We start from the raw sequence: 21,522 nt of genomic DNA on the forward strand, positions 1-21,522 counted from the left end.
GCGCCGGAGACCAGCCGGGTGCGTGGCCGTCGGCGCCTCGGGACCCGCTGCGACGTCACCGCCGGGGCGGGCGGATGCCGCGGAACTCCCAGTCGCCGCCGAGCGCCGTGGACAGGACCTCCTCGGACTCGGTGGGCTGCGCGCCGACGTCGGCGCGCACGGCGGTGGGGCCGGTCACGATGTGGTTGGTGAGCCGGCCGAGACCCTCCACCTCCACCTCCACGACGTCACCGGGTTGCACGGGCCGGGAGTTGGCCGGGGTGCCGGACAGCAGCACGTCACCCGGATACAGCGTGATGGTGCGGGCGATGTCGGCGACGAGGTAGTGCATGTCCCACTTCATCTCGTCCGTCGAGCCGTCCTGGACGACCTCGCCGTTGACGTACGTCCGCAGCCGCTTGCCGTGGAAGTCCCAGCCGGTGACCAGGCCGGGGCCGAGGGGGCAGAGGGTGTCGGACCCCTTCACCCGCAGCATCGAACCGGCGTCGGTGTCACGGAAGTCGTGCAGGCCGTAGTCGTTGGCGATGGTGTAGCCGGCGATGAACGCGCCCGCCTCGGCCGGCGAGACGTTCCTCGCGGTCCTCCCGATGACGATGGCGACCTCGCCCTCGTAGTTGAGCCACTTGCAGCCCTCGGGGCGGACGATCGCACCCTTGTGGGAATTGAGGGACGAGGTCGGCTTGTGAAAGTACGTGGGCGTGTCGGGGAGTTCGATCCGGAACTCGTCGACCCGGCTGCGGTGGTTGAGGTGGACGGCGACCACCTTCGACGGCACGACCGGCGGCAGGTGGTGCGCCTCCTCGGTCTTGACGCGACGGCCGTCCCCGGCGACGAGTTCCTCCCCGTCGACGGTGACCTGGACGGCGGCGCCGTCGAGGAGGATGCGGCGGTACTCAGGCATGGGTGGGCTCCGAAGTGGTCGTAGGGATGCCGCCGGTCCAGCCGTCGGCGGGGCGGTCGAACCAGAGGTGGACCTGACCGGTACCGACGGAGTTCTCGTACTCCCCGTACTGCCGGGCCCTGGCGACACAGGCCCGCTCGCCCAGCGCGCCCGCCATCATCAGGTAGTGGAAGAACTTGGCCTCGGGCTTGAACTTCCAGAACTCGTCCATGGTGTCGAGGACCTTGTCGTGTCGGCCCTCCTTGAACCAGGCGATCCGCTCCTCGTCGGCCGCGCGGGCCTCCGGCGTGAAGATGTGCGCCGGATCGCTGGCCTCGTGGTCGCGCAGCTCGCGCAGCGGCCAGAAGGTGTGCGACAGGGCACCCGAGGCGATGACCAGCACCCGTCGCCCGGGGGTGGCGGCGATCCCGTCGGCGAGTGCGCGCCCCAGCCGCAGATGGTCCTCCATGTCCCCGGTCTGACAGACCCCGATGGTCACCCACCGCTTGTCTGGCAGCCCCTCGCCGAGGAACTTCCAGAGGTTGATCGTGGCGTAGTAGATCGGCAGGTACTCGTCCTCGATCGCGGTGATCCACGTGCCGTGCTTGTCCGCGAACTTCTCGATGTTGAGGGCGAGTTCGGGGTCGCCGGGGAAGTCGTAGGGCATCCGGCACATCCCGCGCGGCAGCTCCTCGGAGGTGAAGAGGCCGGCGCGGCGCGCCTGCGCGGCGACGACGAACTCGACCGTGGTCGCCCAGTGCGAGTCGAGGACGACGACGGTGTCGTAGTCGTCGCGGTCGAAGACGTCCCTGCGCAGCTCCTCGAGGCCGGTGACGAGGGTGATCTCCTTGCCCTCGTTGAGCTCCAGCCGGTCGGCCTCCGGCAGGACGATGGTGGGGACGTGGGCGAGGAGTCCCGCCCCGACGATCTCACCCATGGCTGTTCCATCCGTTCGGTGCGGTGACGGTGTTCTTCAGGTCGCAGTAGAAGTCGAAGCTCCAGGTGCCGCCCTCCCGGCCGACCCCGGACTGACGGGAGCCGCCGAAGGGCGCCTGGAGGTCGCGTACGAAGAAGCAGTTCACCCACACCGTTCCCGCGACCAACCGCTCGGTGACCCGTGCGGCGCGCTCGGGGTCACCGGTGGCGAGGGTGGCGGCCAGCCCGAAGCGGGTGTCGTTGGCGAGTCGGACGGCCTCGTCCTCGTCGGTGAAGGTCTGCAGGGTCAGCACAGGCCCGAAGACCTCCTCCTGCACGATCTCCGAGTCCTGGGCGACATCGGTGAGCAGCGTGGGCGCGTAGTACTGGCCCTCGCCCGGGTGCCCGCCGATGACCACCCGGGCCCCGGCCGCGACCGCCCGCCGCACGAACCCGTCGATCTTCTCCAGCTGCCGGGGATGGATGTTGGGCCCGATGTCGGTGGACTCGTCCCGGGGGTCGCCCTGGCGCAGGGCGCCGGCCCTCTCCACGAACCGCCGGGTGAACTCCTCGGCGACCGACTCCTCGACGAGGAACCGCGTCGCGGCCAGGCAGACCTGCCCGGCGTTGTCGTACTGCTCCACCGCGAGGTCCACCGCCAGGTCCAGATCGGCGTCCGCGAACACCAACAGCGGTGACTTGCCGCCCAGTTCGAGGCTGAGCGGGGTGAGGTTCGGCGCCGCCGACGCGGCGATCCGCCGGGCCGTCGGCACCGACCCGGTGAAGCTGATCCGCCGGACGTCCGGATGCGAGGTGAGCGCGTCGCCGACCTCCGAGCCGTACCCCTGGACGACGTTGAGCACCCCGGCGGGCAGCCCCGCCTCGGCGGCGATGTCCGCCAGCAGCGACGCGGTGAGCGGGGTCCACTCGGCCGGCTTCAGGATCACCGAGTTGCCGGCGGCCAGGGCCGGGGCGACCTTCCAGGTGGCCAGCATCAGCGGCGCGTTCCACGGAGTGATCAGCACGGACGGCCCGGCGGGGTCCCAGCTCACGTGATTGGTGTGCCCGCGTGTCTCGAAGTCCTTGTGCTCCAGCGTCAGCAGCCAGTCGGCGAAGAACCGGAAATTGTGCGCCACCCGCGGCATGACGCCACGCCGATGGGAGCGCAACAACGCCCCGTTGTCGTTCGTCTCGACGATCGCCAGCTCTTCGAGCCGCTTCTCGACCCCGTCGGCGATGGCGTGCAGAATCCGGGCGCGCTCGGCGCGGGGAGTGGCGGCCCAACCGGGAAAGGCGTCCCGGGCAGCGGCGACGGCGGCCTGGACCTCGGCGGCCCCGCCTCGGGCGATCTCACCGAGGACACGGCCGTCGATGGGAGAGACATCGGCAAAGGTCCCGGCAGAGCCGACCCGCCGCCCACCGATCCAGTGCCGGGTGTCGACGGAGACTCCGGCGACGACAATTTTCTCAGACATGAGGATGGCTCCAGATGTACGAAGAGGGGAACGGCCGCGCCCCTTCAGGGGCGCGGGGCTGTATCGATGTGCGGCTCCGCCGCGTGGGCGCGACCAGCCACGAGCGACCCGCAGCCGCCCACGTACCTCACTCGGCAGCCGCTTCGGACGTCCCGGACTCCAACAACCGTCCGCCGTCCCAGACAACCCCCACCTGCCGGTAGTACGCCGCGATGGGTTCCTCGACCGACAGTCGCGCCAGCTCCTCCGTCGGCGCCTCGAACAACTCCAACTCGGCGTCACCGACCCACGGTCGACCTCCCTCGAAGGCCGCCGCCCCGGTCTCGATCAACTCGTCCAGCGCCAACCCCTTCCCGGCCTCGATCGACGGCAGCCACCGGTGATGCGCCATGGGATGCGCGTTCACGAACCCGTTCGTCTCCGCCGGCTCCCGCAGCCTCACCACCGCCTGGGCCAACCGCCGGTCCGCCGCGGCCAGAGTCGCCCCGAACCGCGCCCCGGCCGCGATCCGCGGAGCGGGCCCGTACGGATGGGGCCGCGTCTGGTGGATGGACCCGAGCTTCTTCGGATACCCCTGGTGCAGCCCGCGGGCGATCGCGAAGTCCTTGTCGACCCAGATGTAGACGCACCGCGAGTACGTCCGCCCCTTGTACCGGCAGCGCACGACCACGAAGGCCTCCTTGTACTGGGAACGCACCGGATCCAGCAGCTCCGCCCCCGACGCCGAGCAGGACTGCCAGTCGGCCCAGATCAGCGCGACCGCACCGGGGTCCTCGTCGGCCAACTCCAGAGGTTCCGGCAGCAGTTCACGCACCCGCGCCGGGTCCGTGCGGTACTCGACGGTGAGCAGGTCGCCCGAGTAGTGCCACGGCGGCGACGGGATCAGCGACGAGGCTCCGCTCGCCGTCTTGGGGTGGAAGTATCCACGGACACTGGTCATGGTCGGGAGGTCCTTACGCGGTGAGGGCGGGCTGCTGGAGCAGTTCGGTGCGGTGGCGGGCGGCGGCGGACACGGTCGCGGGTCCGCCGAGCGCGACGACCCCGACCAGCCGGCCGCCGTGGTGGTAGCCGACCAGGACGTCGCCGTCGGGGTCACCGTCCAGGACTCGCACGTCGTGCCTGCCGAGGACGGGCGCGCCGAAGGACTGCAACCGGAAGTCGTGCTGGTCGCTCCAGAAGGTGGGCAGCGGCGCGAAGGGCGCGGGCTCGGCGCCGGTGAGGACCTTCGCGGCGTGCTTGGCGGTGTCCGTGGGGATGGACCAGTGCTCGACCCGGCGGGGCACACCGTCGTAGCGGGCGTTGGGGAAGCGGGCGATGTCGCCGACCGCGACGACGTTCGTGTGGCCGCCGACCCGCAGCTGTTCGTCGGTGAGGACCCCGTCGGTCAGGTCGAGGCCGTTGCCCTCCAGCCACTCCACGTTGGCGAGCGAGCCCACCGACTCCACGACCACATCGGCGGCCAGTACGGTCCCGTCGTCGAGCACCACACCCGTGACCCGCTCCTCGCCCTCGAACCCGGCGACCCCGGCACCGAGCGCGAACCGCACCCCGCGCTCCTCGTGCCGTCGCAGCAGGGCGTGCCCGAGCAGTTCGCCGAGCGGGCCGACCATGGGCAGCGGCAGCGGATCGACGACCGTCACCTCGGCGACGCCGAGGCCCACGGCGGTGGCGGCCACCTCGCAGCCGATGAACCCGGCCCCGACCACGACCACCCGGACACCGGGCCGGGTCAGCTCCGCCCGCAGGCCCTGGGCGTCGGCGAGGGTGCGGACGGTGTGCCGTCCGGCGAGCGGGCCGGGACAGGACAGGCGGCGGGGCCGCATACCGGTGGCGACGACCAGACCGTCGTACGACAGCCGCGACCCGTCGTCGAGGACGACGGTCCGCTCGGCGAGGCGGGAGGCGACGACCTTCGTGCCGAGCCGCCACTCCACGTCGGCCACGCTCGCGCGCGGCCGGAAGGCCAGCGACTCGAAGGGTGCCTTCCCGGCCAGCACCTCCTTGGAGAGCGGAGGCCGGTTGTAGGGCATGTGCGGTTCCTCGCCGACCAGGGTGATCGCCCCGGCCCAGCCCGCCGCGCGCAGCTGCTCGGCGGCGCGCAGACCGGCCATGGAAGCGCCGGCGACGACCACACGGCCCGCCCCCGCCCCCGCGTCCGTTCCCGGCCCCGCGTCCGTCACCGTGTCCGTCCCTGTCATGGGGCTCAGCCCTCGATCCGGATGGCCTGGAGCGGGCAGACGTCGGCGGCTTCCTCGACCTCGTCGAGGAGCGTGTCGTCGGGGTCGCTGATGTAGGCCAGATGTCCGTTCTCGTCGAGCTGGAAGACGTCGGGGGCGGCGAAGACGCACTGTCCGTGGTCCTGGCACTTGTTCATGTCGACGACGACCTTCATGGTCGGTCCTCCCGAGTAGCTCGTTTGACTCCAAACAACATAGGAAGCGGGGCACCCCTGGTCAATACCTGTCCGAGTGGATAATTTTTTCGCCCCCGGCCCCTTGCGGGCCGCTTCGCCCGTTCCTATCGTTTGGCATCAAACAAACGGCCTCAGTCGTCGAGGAGTCAACGGTGAGCGCATCCGAAACACCGGCCGTCCGGCAACACCAGGAGCGGCTGGCCGCCGAGGGCATCGACGTGGTCCGGGTGACCTATCCCGACCTGATCGGTACCGACCGGGCCCGGGACGTGCTGCTCGACCAGTTGCCGACGGCCTGCGAGCACGGGCTCGCCTTCTGCCGGGCGGTCTACCACACCTCCCCCCAGGGCGACGTCGTCCCCGTGGCCGGTGGTCTGGACGCGGGCCTGCCCGACATCCACGTACGGCCCGACCTCGACACCCTGGTCGCCCTCCCCTGGGAGCCCGGCGTTGCCTCCTGCCTCGGCGAGACCATCGACCCCGCGACCGGGGCACCCGCCCCCGAATCCCCCCGCGATCTGCTGCGCTCGGTGCTCGCGCACTGCGCCGACGAGGGTCTGCGCCCCGTGGTCGGCCCCGAACTCGAGTACTTCCTCTGCGACGCGGACCCCGCCTCCCCGAGCGGGTGGCGGCGCTACTCGGGCACCACCGGCGCCGTCTACACCGCCGGACTGCGCGCCGACCCCGACAACCATCTGCTGCGCACCCTGCGCCACCTCCGCGACCTGCGCATCGGCGTCACCAACGGTAACCACGAGTTCGACGGCGGCCAGTTCGAGATCAACCTGGCCCACTCGGAGGCGCTCTCCGCCGCCGACCGCGCGTTCCGCTTCAAGGCGGCCGTCAAGGAACTCGCCCGCAAGGAGGGCCGTCTCGCCACCTTCATGGCCAGACCCTTCAACGACGCGGGCGGCTCCGGCTTCCACCTCCACCTGTCCTGCGACGACGAGCACGGCCGCAACGCCTTCGACGACCCCGAGGGCCGCCACGGACTGTCCGACACCGCCCGCCACGCCATCGCCGGGGTCCTCACCCACGCCCCGGCGCTCGCCGCCCTCGCCAACCCGACGGTCAACTCCTACAAACGCTTCGGCCCGGACACCCTCGCCCCCTGGCTGATCGACTGGGGCCTGGACAACCGCAGCGCCATGGTCCGCATCCCGCCCGAGCGCGGTTCCGGCGCCCGGCTCGAACTGCGCCTCGGCGACGCCGGCGCCAACCCGTACCTGCTGATCGCGGGCACGATCGCCGCAGCACTGCTCGGCGTCCGGGCGGGCGAGGAACCCCCGGCCCCGCTGGAGGGCTACGGCTACGACACCGCCAGGTCGGCCGTGCTGCCGGCGAACCTCTCCGCCGCCCTCGACGCCCTGGAGGCGGACACCGCCCTCACCGAGATCCTCGGCAAGGCCTTCACCGCCTCGTACCTCAGCTACAAGCGCGACGAGGTCGCACGCTTCCAACGGCACGTCACCGACTGGGAGTTCACCGAGTACGCCTACCACCTGTGACGCCTGGGAGCACCCCCACCATGACCACTTCAGCCCGCCCCGCCTCCGTGCGCGAGGCCGTGCAGGAACCCATGCCGCTGGACGACGTGGACCTCGCCGACCTCGACAACTTCACCGACGGTGTCACCCCGTGGCGCATGTTCCACACCCTGCGCCACCAGGACCCGGTCCACTGGCAGCCCGAGGAGGCCCCCAACTCCGGCTTCTGGGCGGTCACCCGGCACGCCGACATCGCCCGCGTCGACCGCGACGCCCAGACCTTCACCTCGACGAGGTTCGTCAACCTGGAGGAGGTGGACGAGGACCAGATCAGGACCCGCGCCTCCATCCTCGAACTGGACGGCGTCCGCCACCGCGCCCTGCGCAGCGTCATCCAGCGCCAGTTCGGCGCGAGCGTCATCAACAGCTACACCGACTTCCTGCGCGGTCTGACCGCCACCACCCTCGACGCGGCCCTCGCCAAGGGCACCTTCGACTTCGTCGCCGACGTCTCCGCCGACTTCCCCATCAACGTCCTCGCCCGCCTGCTCGACGTCCCCCCGGAGGACAACCAGAAGCTCATCGACTGGGGCAACCGCATCATCGGCAACACCGACCCCGACTACGCGGACGTCCTGCTGAACAGCGCGGAGAGCGAGCAGTTCAAGCATCTGCCGTTCCGCTCGCCCGCCTCCCTCGAAGTCTTCGAGTACGGCCGCGAACTGGCCCGGCAGCGCCGCGGCGGCGACGGCACCGACCTGGTCTCCAGACTGGTCAACACCACCCCGCGCGACGGCGTCCCGCTCTCCGCGCAGGACTTCGACAACTACTTCCTGCTGCTGGTCGTCGCCGGCAACGAGACCACCCGCCACACCATCACCCACTCGATGCTGGCCCTGCTCCAGCACCCGGAGCAGCTCGCCCGCCTCCAGGAGGACCCCTCCCTGATCCCGGTGGCGACGGAGGAGTTCCTGCGCTGGGCGTCCCCCGTCTACCACTTCCGCCGCACCGCGACCCGTGACGTCGAACTCGGCGGCAAGCGGATCAAGGAGGGTGACAAGGTCGTCATGTGGTACGCCTCCGGCAACCGCGACGAGGAGGTCTTCGGCAACCCCTACGACCTCGACGTCGCCCGCGCCGACAACGACCACGTCACCTTCGGCAAGGGCAGCCCGCACCTGTGCCTGGGCAACCTGCTGGCCCGCACCGAGATCCGCATCATGTTCGAGGAGCTGATCCCGCGCCTCGCCGACATCCGCCTCGCCGGTGACGTCCCGCGCGTCCGCTCGAACTTCGTCAACGGCATCAAGAAGCTGCCGGTCGAGGTCACCCTCGCCTGAGCGTCAGCCTGTCCCGAGCTCCTTGGTGACCCGACCGGAGCGGGCACAGGATGTCGGGTGGGGCGGGGTGGCCGCTTCCTAGCGTGGGGGTCGAAAGGAAGGAGGCCGGGGTGCTGGAGCGGCTCAACCAGGCCATGGAGCACATCGAGCGCCATCTCGATCAGTCGATCGACGTGGCGGACCTGGCACGGATCGCGGTGACGTCGGAGTACCACCTGCGGCGGCTCTTCTCCGCGCTCGCGGGCATGCCGCTGTCGGAGTACGTGCGACGACGGCGGCTGACCGTGGCCGGTGCCGAGGTGCTGGCCGACGAGCGGACGCTGCTGGAGATCGCGGTGCGCTACGGCTACGGCTCCGGGGAGGCGTTCGCACGGGCGTTCCGCGCCCTGCACGGCGTCGGCCCCGGGGAGGCCCGGCGGACCGGTGCGAGTCTGCGGTCGCAGCCCCGGATGTCCTTCCGCCTCGTCGTCGAAGGGAGCAGCAGCATGCGATACCGCATCGTGGAGAAGGAGGAGTTCCGGGTGGTGGGGAGGAAGACCCGTGTCCCGCTCGTGCACGAGGGGATGAACCCGGCGATCGCCGACTTCATCCGGGGCCTCGGACGGGAGACGCTCGACCGGATCGAGAGCCTGTCCGACCAGGAACCGAAGGGGATCGTCTCGATCAGCGACAACATCGACGCGGGCCGGGCCGAGGGCACCGAACTCGACTACTTCCACGGGGCGGTGACACGAGCCGCCGCCCCCGAGAACATGGACGAGCTGGTCGTCCCGGCCGGGACGTGGGCCGTGTTCGAGAACTCCGGGCCCTTCCCGCAGGCGCTGCAGCACCTGTGGCGGGACGTGTTCACCCAGTGGTTCCCGTCCAATCCGTACCGGAGCCGTCCCGGTCCCGAGATCCTGCGGACCAGGCTCTCGCCCGACGCGGCACAGGCCGACGCGGAACTGTGGATCCCGGTGGAGCGGGCCTAGGGCCGTCGCTCGGCTCACGCCCGGGGCGCGGCGCGCGCATCTGCCGTGTCCGCGGGGCGTGGGACGGGCATCTGCCGGTCGCGCCCCGCTCACCGGCGGCGTCGGGCGCCGTCGCCCGGAGCCGGCGTGATCCGAACGGCAGGCCCTCGCTCTGAGCGCCGACGCGCGGCGACTTCGCGTCGTCGCGCGGCTGCCCCCGCCTCTCGTCCGCCGGTAGCGTGGAACGACGTCGACCTGAGGTGGGGGCATGAGGGCGATCGTCGTGGGGGCGGGCATCGGCGGACTGGCGGCCACCCTGAGTCTGGAGCGCGCCGGATGCGAGGTGACGCTCGTCGAGCAGGCGCCCCGGTTCACCGAGATCGGCGCGGGCATCCAGCTCGCGCCCAACGCCACCCGCGTCCTGCGCCGGCTCGGCCTGCTCGACGCGGTCGACGCCCAGTCCGTCCGGCCGTCCCGGCTGAGCTTTCGCACCTGGTCCGACGGCACCGAGATCTGCCACTACGCGCTGGGACGCGAGGCCGAGGAGGCCTTCGGGGCGCCGTACCTCCAGGTCCACCGGGCCGATCTGCACCGGGCGCTGGCCGACTCCGTCCCCGCCGGTTCGGTGCGTCTGGACACCACGGTCGTGGGCATCGGACAGGACGACAGGTCGGCGTGGGTGACGACGGCCCGCGGGGAGCGCCTGCGGGCGGACCTCGTCGTCGCCGCGGACGGCATACGGTCGGCGGCCCGCCAGTGGCTCTTCGGCACCGACGCGGCCCTGTACTCGGGAACCGCCGCCTACCGGGCCCTGCTGCCCGCCGAGAAGGTGGCGGATCTGGACCTGCCGGAGTACGCGCTCTGGCTCGGACCCGGCCGGCACTTCGTGCACTACTGGGTCCGTCGCGGGGAACTGCTCAACGCCGTCGGCGTCGTCGGGACCGAGACCGCGCCGGAGTCCTGGACCGCCCGCGCCGAGCCGGAGGAGCAACTGCGCGCGTTCCAGGGGTGGGACCCCCGGGTCCTCGACGTCCTCGGCAGGACGGGGACGGTCCTGCGCCACGGCATCCACACCCGTGCCCCGCTCGCCCGCTGGAACACCGGCCGGATCACCCTGCTCGGCGACAGCGCCCACGCGATGGTGCCCTTCCAGGCCCAGGGCGCGGCCCAGGCCCTGGTCGACGCGGCCGTGCTCGGGGACTGCCTCGTCGGCGCGACACCCGCCGACGTACCCGAAGCGCTCGACCGGTACGTGAGCCGCCGGCTGGCCACCGCCACGCGGGTGCAGGCCGGTTCCGCGCGGGCGGGCGAGGACTACCACCTGCCGGACGGACCGGAGGCCGACGCCCGCAACGCGCGCATGGCGGCGGGCGCCGCCGAGAACGAGTTCGGTCCCCACGCGGGCGCCTGGGGAGTCGACGCGTTGGAGGAGCCGTCGGCGTAGGCCCCTGACAGGGCTTGCGTGCGCGCACATGCGTGCGACTGACGTCGGTGAGCGGATCGCAGGCCGCCGGACCGCCGAGGCCCCGACGGCGCGTCAGGCCGCGGGCTTCCAGCCCGGGAGTGTCGGCAGGACCTTCTCGGCGACGCGGAACAGGGCCTCGTCGTCGGGTATCTGGGAGTCCTGGCGGTAGATGACGAGTTCGAAGGTGCCGCCGCTGTCCTTCGGGTCGGTCGCGACCAGCAGTTGCCGGGCGACCCCGCCGGGACCGGACTGCGCGTCCCCGCCGTCGAGGCGGAAGGAGATGGAGATGGTCCGGCCCGAGTACAGGGCCGCCGCATGTCCGAGGACCGTCCTGGTCTCGACCCCAGTGCCCAGATAGTCGACCGACTCGGCGACCGGGAGGTCCTGGTCCGACGCCGACAGCTCCACGGTGTACGTGTCGAGTTCGACGCTCGCCTCGGGGGTGACGGTCTTGGTGCCGTCGAACCAGGTCGACTCGTTCTCGCTGCCCGACGCGGTCACCGCCTGCTCGGTGGGCGTCCCGAGGAGCTTCGGCAGGTCGGCGCGGTTCAGCGCGGTGCACAGCTGTGCGCCCGAGACCTTGGCCCGGGCCGCCGGAGAGGCGTCGTCCGAGGACGAGCAGACGGCCGGACCCACGCTCTCGGGGGTCGTGTCGAGGAGGTCCGCCAGCAACCACATCCCGCCCAGCAGCACACCGACGGTTGCCACCGCCGAGACCACCTGGGCCGCCGTTCCCATCTCCTTCGGCGAACCACCTCGGGTATCCGCTCGCGGCCCCGTGTCCTGATCCGCTCTCGAGTCCGCTCCGGAATCGGCGAAATCGTCGACCATGTCCCCCGTGCCCCCATTTTGATGTGCACACGCCTGACGTGCGCCGGGGGAGCCTAACCGGTGATCGTCCCGAGGGGAAACGGAATTCCGTGTGGGCCGCTCCCGTCGTCGGCGAAGCCACCGCACAGGCGTGAGGAAGGGCTTCCCAGGGGAGACCGAGACCCTGTGCGCCCGCCCACAACGGGCGCCGTCGCGGCCCCACGAAAGGAAGAACGGTATGACCGAGCAGGGCTCCCTCGGCGTCGCCGTCGTCGGCACCGGCCGGATGGGCGCCGATCACGTGCGCCGGATCTCGAAGGTGATCAGCGGCGCCCAGGTGACCGCCGTCGTCGACCTCGACATCGACCGCGCCCGGGCGATCGCCGCCGGCGTCGAGGGGTGCGCGGCCTACGGCGACCTCACCGAGGCACTGGCCGCGCCCGGCGTCGACGCCGTCCTCGTCGCCTCCCCGGGCCCCGCGCACGAGGCGGCCCTGCTCGCCGCGTTCGCCCACGATCTGCCCGTCCTGTGCGAGAAGCCCCTGACCCCGGACACCGCCTCCGCGCTCCGGCTGCTGGAGGCGGAGCAGCGGCTGGGCCGGCGCCGGGTGCAGGTGGGCTTCATGCGCCGCTACGACCGTGAGTACGTCAAACTCAAGGCCCTGCTGGACAGCGGCGACCTGGGCCGGCCGCTGCTGCTGCACCACCGGCACCGCAACGCCGCGCCCCCGCCCGGTTTCACCGACGCCATGGCCATCAACGACTCCGTGGCCCACGAGATGGACGTCACCCGCTGGCTGCTCGGCCAGGAGATCACCGCCGTCACCGTGCTGCGGCCCCGGCCGTCCGCGCACGCCCCCGAGGGCCTGAGCGACCCGCAGCTCGTCGTCTTCGAGACCGACGGCGGCGCGGTGGTCGACGTCGAGATCTTCCTCAGCGCCCGCTACGGCTACCAGGTGCAGGCCGAGGCCGTCTGCGAGGACGGCACGGCCCGGATCGGCGAAGGGCACGACATGCTCGTCAACGCGGCGGGCCGCTGGGGCGGCACGGTCACCCCGAGCTACCTCGAGCGGTTCGAGGACGCCTACGACCGACAGGTCCAGGCCTGGGTGGACGCCACCCGGCGCGGCGAGGTCACCGGGCCCGGCATCTGGGACGGGTACGCCGTCGCGGCGATCTCCGAGGCGGGCGTCCGCGCCCAGTCCGAGGGCGTCCGCGCGGAGGTGGAGCTCGTCGAACGCCCCGCCCTCTACCGCTGACCTCAGCCCCCGAGTCATCGATAGCCGACGCCCTCACCGTCGGAGACATGTGATGTCTCGCCTCGGGTGAACCCTTGAATTATCGCCCAAAACGGTCAACTCCCCCTTCCCTCTTGGCGCATTCATCACTGCACAACCGTTGACACCGGTGGTCCGCATGCCTGACGTTCGTGCCTATGTCGCAATCGATCAGCAGGCGCACGTTACTGGTCGGCGCCACGGCCGTCGTGGCGGCCACCGGGGCCACCGACGCGCTCGCGGCCGGGGGTTCACCGACCGCCCCGAGGGCCTACACCCCGACCTGGGACTCCGTGAACCGGCACCCCGCCGCCCCCGAGTGGTTCCGGGACGCCAAGTTCGGCATCTACTTCCACTGGGGGGCGTTCAGCGTCCCGGCGTACGACAGCGAGTGGTATCCGCGCAACATGTACATCCCTGACCAGCGGGCGCACCGGCACCACGTCGCCACGTACGGGGACCCGGCCGCCTGGCCGTACCACCACTTCATCGACGGGGCCGACGACCTCGCGGGCCGCCATGTGGAGTTCGCGCCGAAGCTGACGTCGGCCGGCGGGACGTTCGATCCCGACGCCTGGGCCCAGCTCTTCGTCGACGCGGGCGCGCGGTTCGCCGGACCGGTCGCCGAGCACCACGACGGCTACTCGATGTGGGACAGCCGGGTCAACGAGTGGAACTCCGTGGCCAAGGGACCGCGCCTGGACCTGCTGAAGCTCTTCACCGACGCCATCCGCGCCCGGAAGCTGAAGCTCCTGGTCGCCATGCACCACGCGTACAACCACACCGGCTTCTTCGAGTTCGCGCCCCGGCAGACGGATCCGAGCCTCAAGAAGCTGTACGGGCAGCTGAGTCCGGAGGCGGAGAACCAGCTCTGGTACGACAAGCTCAAGGAGGTCGTCGACCGGTCCCGGCCCGACATCCTGTGGCAGGACTGGCGGCTCGACCACATCGACGAGACCCAGCGCCTGAACTTCCTGTCGTACTACTTCAACCAGGCCGACAAGTGGGGCAAGGAGGTCGTCGCCACCTACAAGGACGGCTTCAACAGCCACGGTTCGGTCTTCGACTACGAGCGAGGCGGCCCCGCCGACCTCACCGCGCCCTACTGGCTGACCGACGACAGCATCTCCGACTCCAGCTGGTGCTACACCGAGGGCATCGGCTACTACTCGCTCGCGCAGATGCTGCACTCGTTCGTCGACCGCGTCAGCAAGAACGGCACCGTCCTCCTCAACATCGCCCCCATGGCCGACGGGACGATCCCACAGGGCCAGCGCGCCATCCTGCTCGGCATCGGCGACTACCTGAAGCGCTTCGGCGAGTCGGTCTACGGCACCCGCGCCTGGACGGCGTACGGCGAGGGACCGACGAAGATGGGCGGCGGCTCCTTCACCCGGCCCACCGCCGGTACCCCGCAGGACATCCGCTTCACCCGGAACAAGGCGGGCACCGTCCTGTACGCGACGGTCCTGGGCTGGCCCGGCGGTTCGCTGACGATCAAGACGCTCGGCTCGGACCGGATCGACCTGGACTCGCTGTCCTCGGTGCGACTCCTCGACTCCGCGGCCGGTACGTACATCGACCTCGACGACCCGGTCCAGGAACCGGCCGGTCTGCGGGTGACCCTCCCGTCGACGGCCCCCTTCGAGGCCCCGGCGTACGTCCTCAAGTTCCGCTTCACCGGCCGGATCCCCGCCCTTCAGCCCCTCACCGGAGCCGTGCTCTACGAGGACGCCCACTACTCCGGCGACAGCGCCGTACTCGCCCTCGGCGACCACACGGCCGAACAGCTCACCCTCTCCGGCATGCCGCCGCGCGCCCTCTCCTCGCTGAAGCTCGCCCCGGGCCACGAACTGGTCGGCTACTCCGGCGACGACTTCACCGGCACCTCGTGGACGTTCACCGAGGACACCGCACGGGTCCGGCAGAGGATCACCTCGCTGAAGGTGATGTTCGCCCCCTCCGCCCGGTTCCGCATCACCAACGTCACCAACGGACTCGCCCTGGCCGGCGGGGGAGAGGGCCCCGACGGCGCCGACCTCAGGCAGCGGACCTGGGACGGCTCCGCACCCCTCCAGTGGCACGCCGTCCACGTCGGCGACGGCCACTACAAGCTGGAGAACCGGGCCAACGGCATGGTCGCCGACGGAGGGGGTGCCACCGCCGACGGTGCCCCCGTGCGGCAGGCGGCGTGGGACGGCGGCACCGACCAGCAGTGGCTGATCACCCACCGGGGCGACGGCCGCCATTCCCTCGCCAACCGCACCACGGGACTCGTCCTCGACGGCGGCGGGAACGTCTCCTCCGGCGCCGTCGCCAAACAGTGGACCTGGGGCACCAGCACCAACCTGCTGTGGACCTTCACCGAGGTCTGACGCCCACGGACGGCCGTCGACGTCCGCTCACGCCCGATCGGTCAGATCCAGCAGCACCTTCGAGGCGACCGTACGGTCCCGGGCGGTCTCGAAGGCGGCGACGGACCGCTCCAGCGGGAAGGTGTGCGTGACGACCGGATCGACAGGGAGGCCCTGGGCCAGCAGGGACAGGGCCTCGTCGAACTCGGTGTCGAAGCGGAAGGAACCCCGCAGCTCCAGCTCACGGGTGACCGCCACATTGCCGAGCAGCCCGATCTCCCCGGGCGGCAGCAGCCCCAGCATCACCACGGTGCCGCCCCGCCGCGCCCGCTCCACACAGCTGCGCAGCCCGGCGGGCGCGCCGGACGCCTCCACGGCCACATCGAAGACCCCGGCCCAGTTCGGATCGTCGGGCCGGTCCGCCCGCGCGGTCGCGGTCGCACCCACCTCGGACGCGATCCGCAGCGGCTCCTCGTGCAGATCGCCGGTGACGACCGCGGCGGCTCCGGCGTGCCGCAGCGCGGCCACCACCAGACAGCCGATCGGACCGGCCCCCGCGACCAGCACCCGCTTGCCGCGCACCTCGCCCGCCCGGCGCACGGCGTGCAGCGCCACCGCCAGCGGCTCGGCGAGCACGGCACGGCGCAGGTCGAGCCCGGCGGGCAGCTCCCGGACCTGACCGGCGGGCACGGCGAGGCGCTGCGCGAACCCGCCCTGCACATGCGGGGTGTGGGCCGCGCTGCCCAGATAGCGGGTGTGGGCGCAGACGTTGCGGGTGCCCCGCGCGCACTCGGGGCAGACCCCGCAGGGCGTCGCCGGATGGATCGCGACCGGCGCGCCGACAGCCGGGACGTCCGGCCCCCCGACCCCGGGACCGAGCGCGGCGACATGGCCGACCACCTCGTGGCCGAGCACCATGGGCTCGCTCACCGCGAAGTCGCCCACCCGGCCCCGGTGGTAGTAGTGCAGATCGGACCCGCAGATCCCGCCGAGCGCGACGGCGACCTCGATCTCACCGGGCGCGGGACCGTCGTACGGCCGCTCCTCGACCCGGAGGTCACCGGCTCCGTGGACAACACACGCGTGCATGGGGGCTCCCTGGGGGTCGGCCGGGTCACAGGACGGACAGCATGCCGCCGTCGACGTACAGCAACTGGCCGTTGACGAAGTCCGAAGCGGGGGAGGTGAGGAAGAGCAGGGCGCCGACGAGGTCCTCGACCTTCCCCCAGCGGCCGGCCGGGGTTCGGCCCCGCACCCAGGCGCTGAACTCCTCGTCCGCGACCAGCGCCGAGGTCAGCTCGGTGTCGAAGTAGCCGGGGCCGATGCCGTTGACCTGGATGCCGTGCGGCCCGAGGTCGGCGCACATGCCCTTGGTCAGCATCTTCAGGCCGCCCTTGGTCGCCGCGTAGGGCGCGATGCCGGGGCGTACCGCCTCGCTCTGCAGCGAGCAGATGTTGACGATCTTGCCGTGGCCCCGGGGGACCATCCGGCGGGCGACCTCGCGGCCGACGAGGAAGGCGCTGGTGAGGTTGGTGTCGAGCAGGGTGTGCCAGTCCTCGTCGGCGAAGTCGAGGAACGGGGCGCGGCGTTGGGTGCCGGTGTTGTTGACCAGGATGTCGAGGGGGCCGGCCCGGTCCTCGATCCGGGCGACGGCGCCGGCGACCGAGGCGGGGTCGGTGACGTCGAAGGCCTCCGTGAGGACCGCGTCGCCGAACGTGCCGGCCAGCTCCTCGCGGGTGCCCTCAAGGGCGACCGTGTCCCGGCCGTTGAGGACGACCGTGCAGCCGGCCTCCAGGAGGCCGACGGCCAGCGCACGGCCGATGCCCCGGCTCGACCCGGTGACCAGGGCGACCTTTCCGGTGACGTCGAAGAGGGGGTGGCTCGTCATGCGTCGGCTCCCTATTTTCCCGCTGAGTGGAAAAGTTATCTGCTCAACGGAAAAACATCGTGGTCGCGGCGGACGGTCTCTGTCAACCGTGGAAGGCTTTTCCACTCAGTGGTAACTTTCCCGCCGTGAGTAGCGGCGAGGTACCCACGGACGTGGTCGGGCGGGCGATCAGGCTGCTCGTCCTGGTCGGCGAGCACCCGTACGGCATCACCCTGTCCGCACTGGCCCGCGCCAGCGGCGTCCCCGTCAGTACGGCCCACAGGCTGGTCAACTCCCTCTGCCGCGAGGGCCTGGTGGAGTTCGAGACCGACGGCAAGCGCTACAAACCGGGTCTGCGGCTCTTCCAGCTCGGCCAACAGGCCGGTCAGGTGTACGGCTTCGCCGGCACCGCCCTGCCGGTGATGCAGCGCGTCACCCGGCAGACCGAGGAAGCCACCCTGATGTCCGTCCTCGACGGCACCCGGCACCTGTACGTGCACTATGTGGACGGCCCCCTCCCGGTCGGCGTCCGCAGCGACCCGGGCCACCACGGGCCGCTGCACTGCACCTCGATGGGCAAGGTCCTGATGGCCTTCGCTCCCGCCGACGTACGCGCCGACCTCCTGGACCGCGTCGAACTCACCCCGCACGGACCGAACAGCGTCACCGACCGCGACGTCCTGCGCGCCCACGTCGCCCGCGCCGCCGAGCTCGGCTACGCCACGGCCGACGAGGAACACCACGCCGGTCTGCGCGCCGTGGCGGTGCCGATCCTGCGCCCCGACGGCACCGTCTTCGCCGCCCTCTCCACCGCCGCGCCCGCCTTCCGCCGCGGCATGGACGACCTGGTCGCCATGGTGCCGCTGCTGCGGTCCGCGGCGGCCGAGCTGGGCGTCCGGCTGCCGGCCCGTTGACCCGGGCCCCTGTCTGCGGTGAACTGCCCGGCGTCGGGGGCGAGTTCACGGCTGAGGGGGCTGACGGACATGGGAGACCCGGACCGAGGACGGACCGGACCGCTCGACGGGAAGACCGCACTGGTCACCGGCGCCGGCACCGGCATCGGCCGGGCGACGGCCCTGATGCTCGCCGAGGAGGGCGCGACGGTGGTCCTCGTCGGCCGGCGACCCCACCCCCTCGACGAGGTGGCCGCCGCCGTCGCGGACGCCGGGGGCACCGCGGTCGCCCGCCCGGCCCACGTCGAGAACGCCGACGACGTGGGGGAGCTGATCCGCTGGACCCGGGACACGGCGGGCCCCGTCGACGTCCTCGTCAACAACGCGGGGGGAGCCGGCCGGGCCGGCGACGTCCGTCGGCTCGGCGAGGACGAGTGGCACGCCGTCGTCGACGTCAACCTCACCGCGGTCTATCTGCTCACCCGCGCCGTCCTCCCGGACATGCTGGAGCGCGGCGGCGGCTCCATCATCACGATCTCCTCGCTCGCCGCCGTACGGCCCACATCCCTCGGCGGAGCCCCCTACGGCGCGGCGAAGGCGGGCGTGCGCAACTTCATGACCTACCTGCGCCACACCTACGGCGACGACCTCGTCCGCGCCACCTGCGTCCTGCCGGGCGCGGTCGACACCCCGGTCCTGGACAGTCGCCCGAACCCACCGGGCGCGGAGCTGCGGGCCGCCATGGTGCGGCCGGAGGACGTGGCCCGCGCCGTACTGCTGTGCGCCACGCTCCCCCCGCGCACGGTGATCGAGGAACTCGTCATCGCCCCCACCCGGTCGGGACGGACCGGGGGCCGACCCGGGTCAGGGCCGCCGCGGCCGTCTTGAACAGCGGCTGCCGCGAACAGCACACCGGGACGTACGTCCGTCAGCCGGAGCCGCCCCCACGGAGCGCCCCGACGAGTTCGGACCTCGACCAACTCGCCCTCACCGAAGCCGAGTCGCTCCGCGTCGCCCGCCGAGCGTGCGCTCCGCGGGCGCCGCGGGTACCCGGGCAGGGCGTCGGCTGACGGATGCCGGCGCACGCGAAAAGCGACCGGACCGGCCCCGTGAGGAGCCGGCCCGGCCGCCGTGACCGTGGCGATCAGACCAGGTCGATCATCCAGGCCGTCAGACCAGGTCGAACCGGTCCAGGTCGGAGACCTTGGCCCAGGCCGCGACGAAGTCCTTCACGAACTTCTCCTTGGCGTCGTCGCTCGCGTAGACCTCGGCGAGGGCACGGAGCTCGGAGTTGGAGCCGAAGACGAGGTCGGCACGGGTGCCGGTCCACTTGACCTCGCCGGTGTCCGCGTCACGGCCCTCGAAGAGGGTCTGGTCGGCGGAGGTGGACTTCCACGTCGTGCCCAGGTCGAGCAGGTTGACGAAGAAGTCGTTGGTGAGGACGCCCGGGGCGTCGGTGAAGACGCCGTGCGAGGACTGGGCGTGGTTGGCGCCCAGGACACGCAGACCACCGACGAGGACCGTCAGCTCGGGGGCGCTCAGCGACAGCAGGTTCGCCCGGTCGATCAGCAGGTACTCGGCGGGGAGGCGGTTGCCCTTGCCCTGGTAGTTGCGGAAGCCGTCGGCCGCCGGCTCCAGCGCGGCGAAGGACTCGGCGTCCGTGTGCTCCTCGGTCGCGTCCACGCGGCCCGGGGTGAAGGGCACCTCGACCGCGTACCCGGCGTCCTTGGCGGCCTTCTCGACCGCGGCGGCACCGCCGAGGACGATCAGGTCGGCCAGGGAGACCTTCTTGGCGCCGGAGTTGAACTCCGCCTGGACGCCCTCCAGGACGCTCAGGACGTGACGCAGGTCGTCCGGGTTGTTGACCTCCCAGCCGCGCTGCGGCTCCAGGCGGATCCGGGCACCGTTGGCGCCGCCGCGCTTGTCGCTGGAGCGGAAGGTGGAGGCCGACGCCCACGCGGTGGACACCAGCTGCGACACGGTGAGACCGGAGGCGAGCAGCTTGCTCTTGAGCGCCGCGATGTCGGCCGCGTCGATGACCTCGCCCTCGGCCGCCGGCAGCGGGTCCTGCCAGATCAGGGTCTCCGCAGGGACCTCCGGGCCGAGGTACAGCGACTTCGGGCCCATGTCACGGTGGGTCAGCTTGAACCAGGCGCGGGCGAAGGCGTCCGCGAACTGGTCGGGGTTCTCGTGGAAGCGCTTGGAGATCTCGCCGTAGATCGGGTCGAAGCGCAGCGAGAGGTCCGTGGTGAGCATCGTGGGCAGCTTCTTGGCGTCGCTGTGGGCGTCGGGGATGATCGCCTGAGCGTCCTTGGCCACCCACTGGTTGGCGCCGGCGGGGCTCTGGGTGAGCTCCCACTCGTAGCCGAAGAGGATGTCGAAGAAGTCGTTGCTCCACTGGGTGGGCTTGGTGGTCCAGGTGACCTCCAGGCCGGAGGTGATGGCGTCGCCACCCTTGCCGGTGCCGTAGGTGGACTTCCAGCCGAGGCCCTGCTGCTCCATGGAGGCGGCCTCGGGGTCGTCGCCCACGTTGTCCGCGGGGCCGGCGCCGTGGGTCTTGCCGAAGGTGTGGCCACCGGCGATGAGGGCGACGGTCTCCTCGTCGTTCATCGCCATGCGGCGGAACGTCTCACGGATGTCGCGGGCCGCGGCGAGCGGGTCCGGGTTGCCGTTGGGGCCCTCAGGGTTGACGTAGATCAGGCCCATCTGGACGGCGCCGAGCGGGTTCTCCAGCTCGCGGTCGCCCGTGTAGCGCTGGTCGTCCAGCCAGGTGGTCTCGGGACCCCAGTAGACGTCCTCGTCGGCCTCCCAGACGTCGGCGCGGCCGCCGGCGAAGCCGAAGGTCTCGAAGCCCATCTGCTCCAGGGCGACGTTACCGGTGAGGATCATGAGGTCGGCCCAGGAGATGGACTGGCCGTACTTCTTCTTCACCGGCCACAGCAGACGGCGGGCCTTGTCCAGGTTGCCGTTGTCCGGCCAGCTGTTCAGCGGCGCGAAGCGCTGCTGGCCGCGGCCGCCACCGCCGCGGCCGTCGTGGATGCGGTAGGTGCCGGCGCTGTGCCAGGCCATACGGACCATCAGCGGGCCGTAGTTGCCGAAGTCGGCGGGCCACCAGTCCTGCGAGGTGGTCAGCACCTCGGCGATGTCCTGTTTCACGGCCGCGAGGTCGAGGTTGTTGAACGCCTCGGCGTAGTCGAACGTCTCACCGAGGGGGTTCGCGACGACGGGGTCCTTGGCGAGGATCTTCAGGTTGAGCCGCTCCGGCCACCACTGCCGGTTCCCGCCGCCCTGGGTGGGGTGCGCGGCGCGCCCGTGAGCGACCGGGCAGCCTCCCGTCTCCTCGGGCTTCGCGTCGGTGACGATCGCGTCGTGGTTCTCGGTCATCGGGGGAGTCCTT

General features: G+C 71.6%; 18 protein-coding genes and 1 pseudogene. 8 read left to right on the forward strand and 11 right to left on the reverse strand.

Translation table 11 applies throughout. The features are described 5' to 3' along the window. Window positions 1-55 precede the first annotated feature (55 nt). The 6 genes from PUR53_RS15280 to PUR53_RS15305 all read right to left on the reverse strand — a co-directional run bounded on the left by PUR53_RS15280 (window position 56) and on the right by PUR53_RS15305 (window position 5,662). Complete coding sequence (locus PUR53_RS15280; RefSeq protein ID WP_329908593.1) at window positions 56-901, reverse strand: fumarylacetoacetate hydrolase family protein; 846 nt, start codon at window positions 899-901, stop codon at window positions 56-58. Further along, window positions 894-1,817, reverse strand: a complete 924-nt coding sequence (locus PUR53_RS15285; protein ID WP_329897969.1) for a 3,4-dihydroxyphenylacetate 2,3-dioxygenase — start codon at window positions 1,815-1,817, stop codon at window positions 894-896. Before PUR53_RS15285 ends, PUR53_RS15280 begins: the two co-directional genes overlap by 8 nt. Further along, window positions 1,810-3,270, reverse strand: a complete 1,461-nt coding sequence (locus PUR53_RS15290) for an aldehyde dehydrogenase (protein WP_329908594.1) — start codon at window positions 3,268-3,270, stop codon at window positions 1,810-1,812. Before PUR53_RS15290 ends, PUR53_RS15285 begins: the two co-directional genes overlap by 8 nt. A 127-nt stretch (window positions 3,271-3,397) precedes the next feature. Continuing rightward, window positions 3,398-4,210, reverse strand: coding sequence for an acetoacetate decarboxylase family protein (locus PUR53_RS15295; RefSeq protein WP_329908595.1), 813 nt, complete (start codon window positions 4,208-4,210; stop codon window positions 3,398-3,400). A 13-nt stretch (window positions 4,211-4,223) separates the two neighbouring features. Continuing rightward, window positions 4,224-5,402, reverse strand: a complete 1,179-nt coding sequence (locus PUR53_RS15300) for an NAD(P)/FAD-dependent oxidoreductase (RefSeq protein ID WP_329898155.1) — start codon at window positions 5,400-5,402, stop codon at window positions 4,224-4,226. 71 nt (window positions 5,403-5,473) lie between these two features. After that, a complete protein-coding gene (locus PUR53_RS15305; RefSeq protein WP_329897972.1) occupies window positions 5,474-5,662 on the reverse strand; it encodes a ferredoxin in 189 nt (62 codons plus the stop codon). Between the two features lie 173 nt (window positions 5,663-5,835). Here PUR53_RS15305 and PUR53_RS15310 point away from each other — a divergent pair, with 173 nt between their 5' ends. The 4 genes from PUR53_RS15310 (at window position 5,836) to PUR53_RS15325 (ending at window position 10,904) form a co-directional block, all read left to right on the forward strand. Further along, window positions 5,836-7,191: a glutamine synthetase family protein gene (locus tag PUR53_RS15310; RefSeq protein WP_329897973.1), complete on the forward strand. Its 1,356-nt coding sequence runs from the start codon at window positions 5,836-5,838 to the stop codon at window positions 7,189-7,191. A gap of 20 nt (window positions 7,192-7,211) precedes the next feature. Then, a complete protein-coding gene (locus PUR53_RS15315) occupies window positions 7,212-8,510 on the forward strand; it encodes a cytochrome P450 (RefSeq protein ID WP_329897974.1) in 1,299 nt (432 codons plus the stop codon). Between the two features lie 110 nt (window positions 8,511-8,620). Beyond that, window positions 8,621-9,481, forward strand: a complete 861-nt coding sequence (locus tag PUR53_RS15320) for an AraC family transcriptional regulator (protein ID WP_329898156.1) — start codon at window positions 8,621-8,623, stop codon at window positions 9,479-9,481. Window positions 9,482-9,728: 247 nt separating this feature from the next. After that, window positions 9,729-10,904: an FAD-dependent monooxygenase gene (locus PUR53_RS15325; RefSeq protein ID WP_329908596.1), complete on the forward strand. Its 1,176-nt coding sequence runs from the start codon at window positions 9,729-9,731 to the stop codon at window positions 10,902-10,904. A gap of 93 nt (window positions 10,905-10,997) precedes the next feature. Here the strand turns inward: PUR53_RS15325 and PUR53_RS15330 are convergent, their stop codons facing one another. Further along, the gene (locus PUR53_RS15330; RefSeq protein WP_329908597.1) at window positions 10,998-11,663 is read right to left on the reverse strand and encodes a DUF6215 domain-containing protein; all 666 of its coding nucleotides are present in this window, start codon (window positions 11,661-11,663) and stop codon (window positions 10,998-11,000) included. 310 nt (window positions 11,664-11,973) lie between these two features. Between PUR53_RS15330 and PUR53_RS15335 the strand changes: the two genes are divergently transcribed. After that, window positions 11,974-12,993, forward strand: coding sequence for a Gfo/Idh/MocA family protein (locus PUR53_RS15335; protein ID WP_329908598.1), 1,020 nt, complete (start codon window positions 11,974-11,976; stop codon window positions 12,991-12,993). A gap of 176 nt (window positions 12,994-13,169) precedes the next feature. Further along, window positions 13,170-15,386 carry an alpha-L-fucosidase gene (locus PUR53_RS15340; protein WP_329908599.1) on the forward strand — a complete coding sequence of 739 codons (2,217 nt, stop codon included), beginning with the start codon at window positions 13,170-13,172 and terminating at the stop codon, window positions 15,384-15,386. A 27-nt stretch (window positions 15,387-15,413) separates the two neighbouring features. Here the strand turns inward: PUR53_RS15340 and PUR53_RS15345 are convergent, their stop codons facing one another. Then, window positions 15,414-16,454 (reverse strand): L-idonate 5-dehydrogenase, encoded by a 1,041-nt coding sequence (locus PUR53_RS15345; RefSeq protein WP_329908600.1) that lies wholly within the window; start codon window positions 16,452-16,454, stop codon window positions 15,414-15,416. Between the two features lie 25 nt (window positions 16,455-16,479). After that, window positions 16,480-17,253 (reverse strand): SDR family oxidoreductase, encoded by a 774-nt coding sequence (locus tag PUR53_RS15350; RefSeq protein ID WP_329897980.1) that lies wholly within the window; start codon window positions 17,251-17,253, stop codon window positions 16,480-16,482. Between the two features lie 125 nt (window positions 17,254-17,378). Between PUR53_RS15350 and PUR53_RS15355 the strand changes: the two genes are divergently transcribed. Beyond that, entirely contained in the window at window positions 17,379-18,146 is a 768-nt protein-coding gene (locus tag PUR53_RS15355) for an IclR family transcriptional regulator (RefSeq protein ID WP_329897981.1), read from the forward strand. Window positions 18,147-18,215: 69 nt separating this feature from the next. Further along, window positions 18,216-19,013, forward strand: coding sequence for an SDR family oxidoreductase (locus PUR53_RS15360; RefSeq protein WP_329897982.1), 798 nt, complete (start codon window positions 18,216-18,218; stop codon window positions 19,011-19,013). Between the two features lie 59 nt (window positions 19,014-19,072). Here the strand turns inward: PUR53_RS15360 and PUR53_RS15365 are convergent. Next, a pseudogene (locus PUR53_RS15365) lies at window positions 19,073-19,210 on the reverse strand (hypothetical protein); the annotation flags it as partial. An 85-nt stretch (window positions 19,211-19,295) separates the two neighbouring features. Further along, on the reverse strand, window positions 19,296-21,509 hold the full coding sequence (gene katG, locus PUR53_RS15370; RefSeq protein WP_329908601.1) for a catalase/peroxidase HPI: 2,214 nt from the start codon (window positions 21,507-21,509) through the stop codon (window positions 19,296-19,298). Between the last annotated feature and the right edge of the window lie 13 nt (window positions 21,510-21,522).

Source organism: Streptomyces sp. SP18BB07 (assembly GCF_036322545.1).
Taxonomy (GTDB): domain Bacteria; phylum Actinomycetota; class Actinomycetes; order Streptomycetales; family Streptomycetaceae; genus Streptomyces; species Streptomyces deccanensis.

Coding starts and splice junctions, on each gene's coding strand:
- PUR53_RS15360 (WP_329897982.1), top strand. CDS start 18,216: ATGGGAGACCCGGACCGAGGACGGACCGGACCGCTCGACGGGAAGACC.
- PUR53_RS15290 (WP_329908594.1), bottom strand. CDS start 3,270: ATGTCTGAGAAAATTGTCGTCGCCGGAGTCTCCGTCGACACCCGGCAC.
- PUR53_RS15295 (WP_329908595.1), bottom strand. CDS start 4,210: ATGACCAGTGTCCGTGGATACTTCCACCCCAAGACGGCGAGCGGAGCC.
- PUR53_RS15315 (WP_329897974.1), top strand. CDS start 7,212: ATGACCACTTCAGCCCGCCCCGCCTCCGTGCGCGAGGCCGTGCAGGAA.
- PUR53_RS15335 (WP_329908598.1), top strand. CDS start 11,974: ATGACCGAGCAGGGCTCCCTCGGCGTCGCCGTCGTCGGCACCGGCCGG.
- PUR53_RS15285 (WP_329897969.1), bottom strand. CDS start 1,817: ATGGGTGAGATCGTCGGGGCGGGACTCCTCGCCCACGTCCCCACCATC.
- katG (WP_329908601.1), bottom strand. CDS start 21,509: ATGACCGAGAACCACGACGCGATCGTCACCGACGCGAAGCCCGAGGAG.
- PUR53_RS15340 (WP_329908599.1), top strand. CDS start 13,170: ATGTCGCAATCGATCAGCAGGCGCACGTTACTGGTCGGCGCCACGGCC.
- PUR53_RS15325 (WP_329908596.1), top strand. CDS start 9,729: ATGAGGGCGATCGTCGTGGGGGCGGGCATCGGCGGACTGGCGGCCACC.
- PUR53_RS15345 (WP_329908600.1), bottom strand. CDS start 16,454: ATGCACGCGTGTGTTGTCCACGGAGCCGGTGACCTCCGGGTCGAGGAG.
- PUR53_RS15305 (WP_329897972.1), bottom strand. CDS start 5,662: ATGAAGGTCGTCGTCGACATGAACAAGTGCCAGGACCACGGACAGTGC.
- PUR53_RS15350 (WP_329897980.1), bottom strand. CDS start 17,253: ATGACGAGCCACCCCCTCTTCGACGTCACCGGAAAGGTCGCCCTGGTC.
- PUR53_RS15330 (WP_329908597.1), bottom strand. CDS start 11,663: ATGGGAACGGCGGCCCAGGTGGTCTCGGCGGTGGCAACCGTCGGTGTG.
- PUR53_RS15280 (WP_329908593.1), bottom strand. CDS start 901: ATGCCTGAGTACCGCCGCATCCTCCTCGACGGCGCCGCCGTCCAGGTC.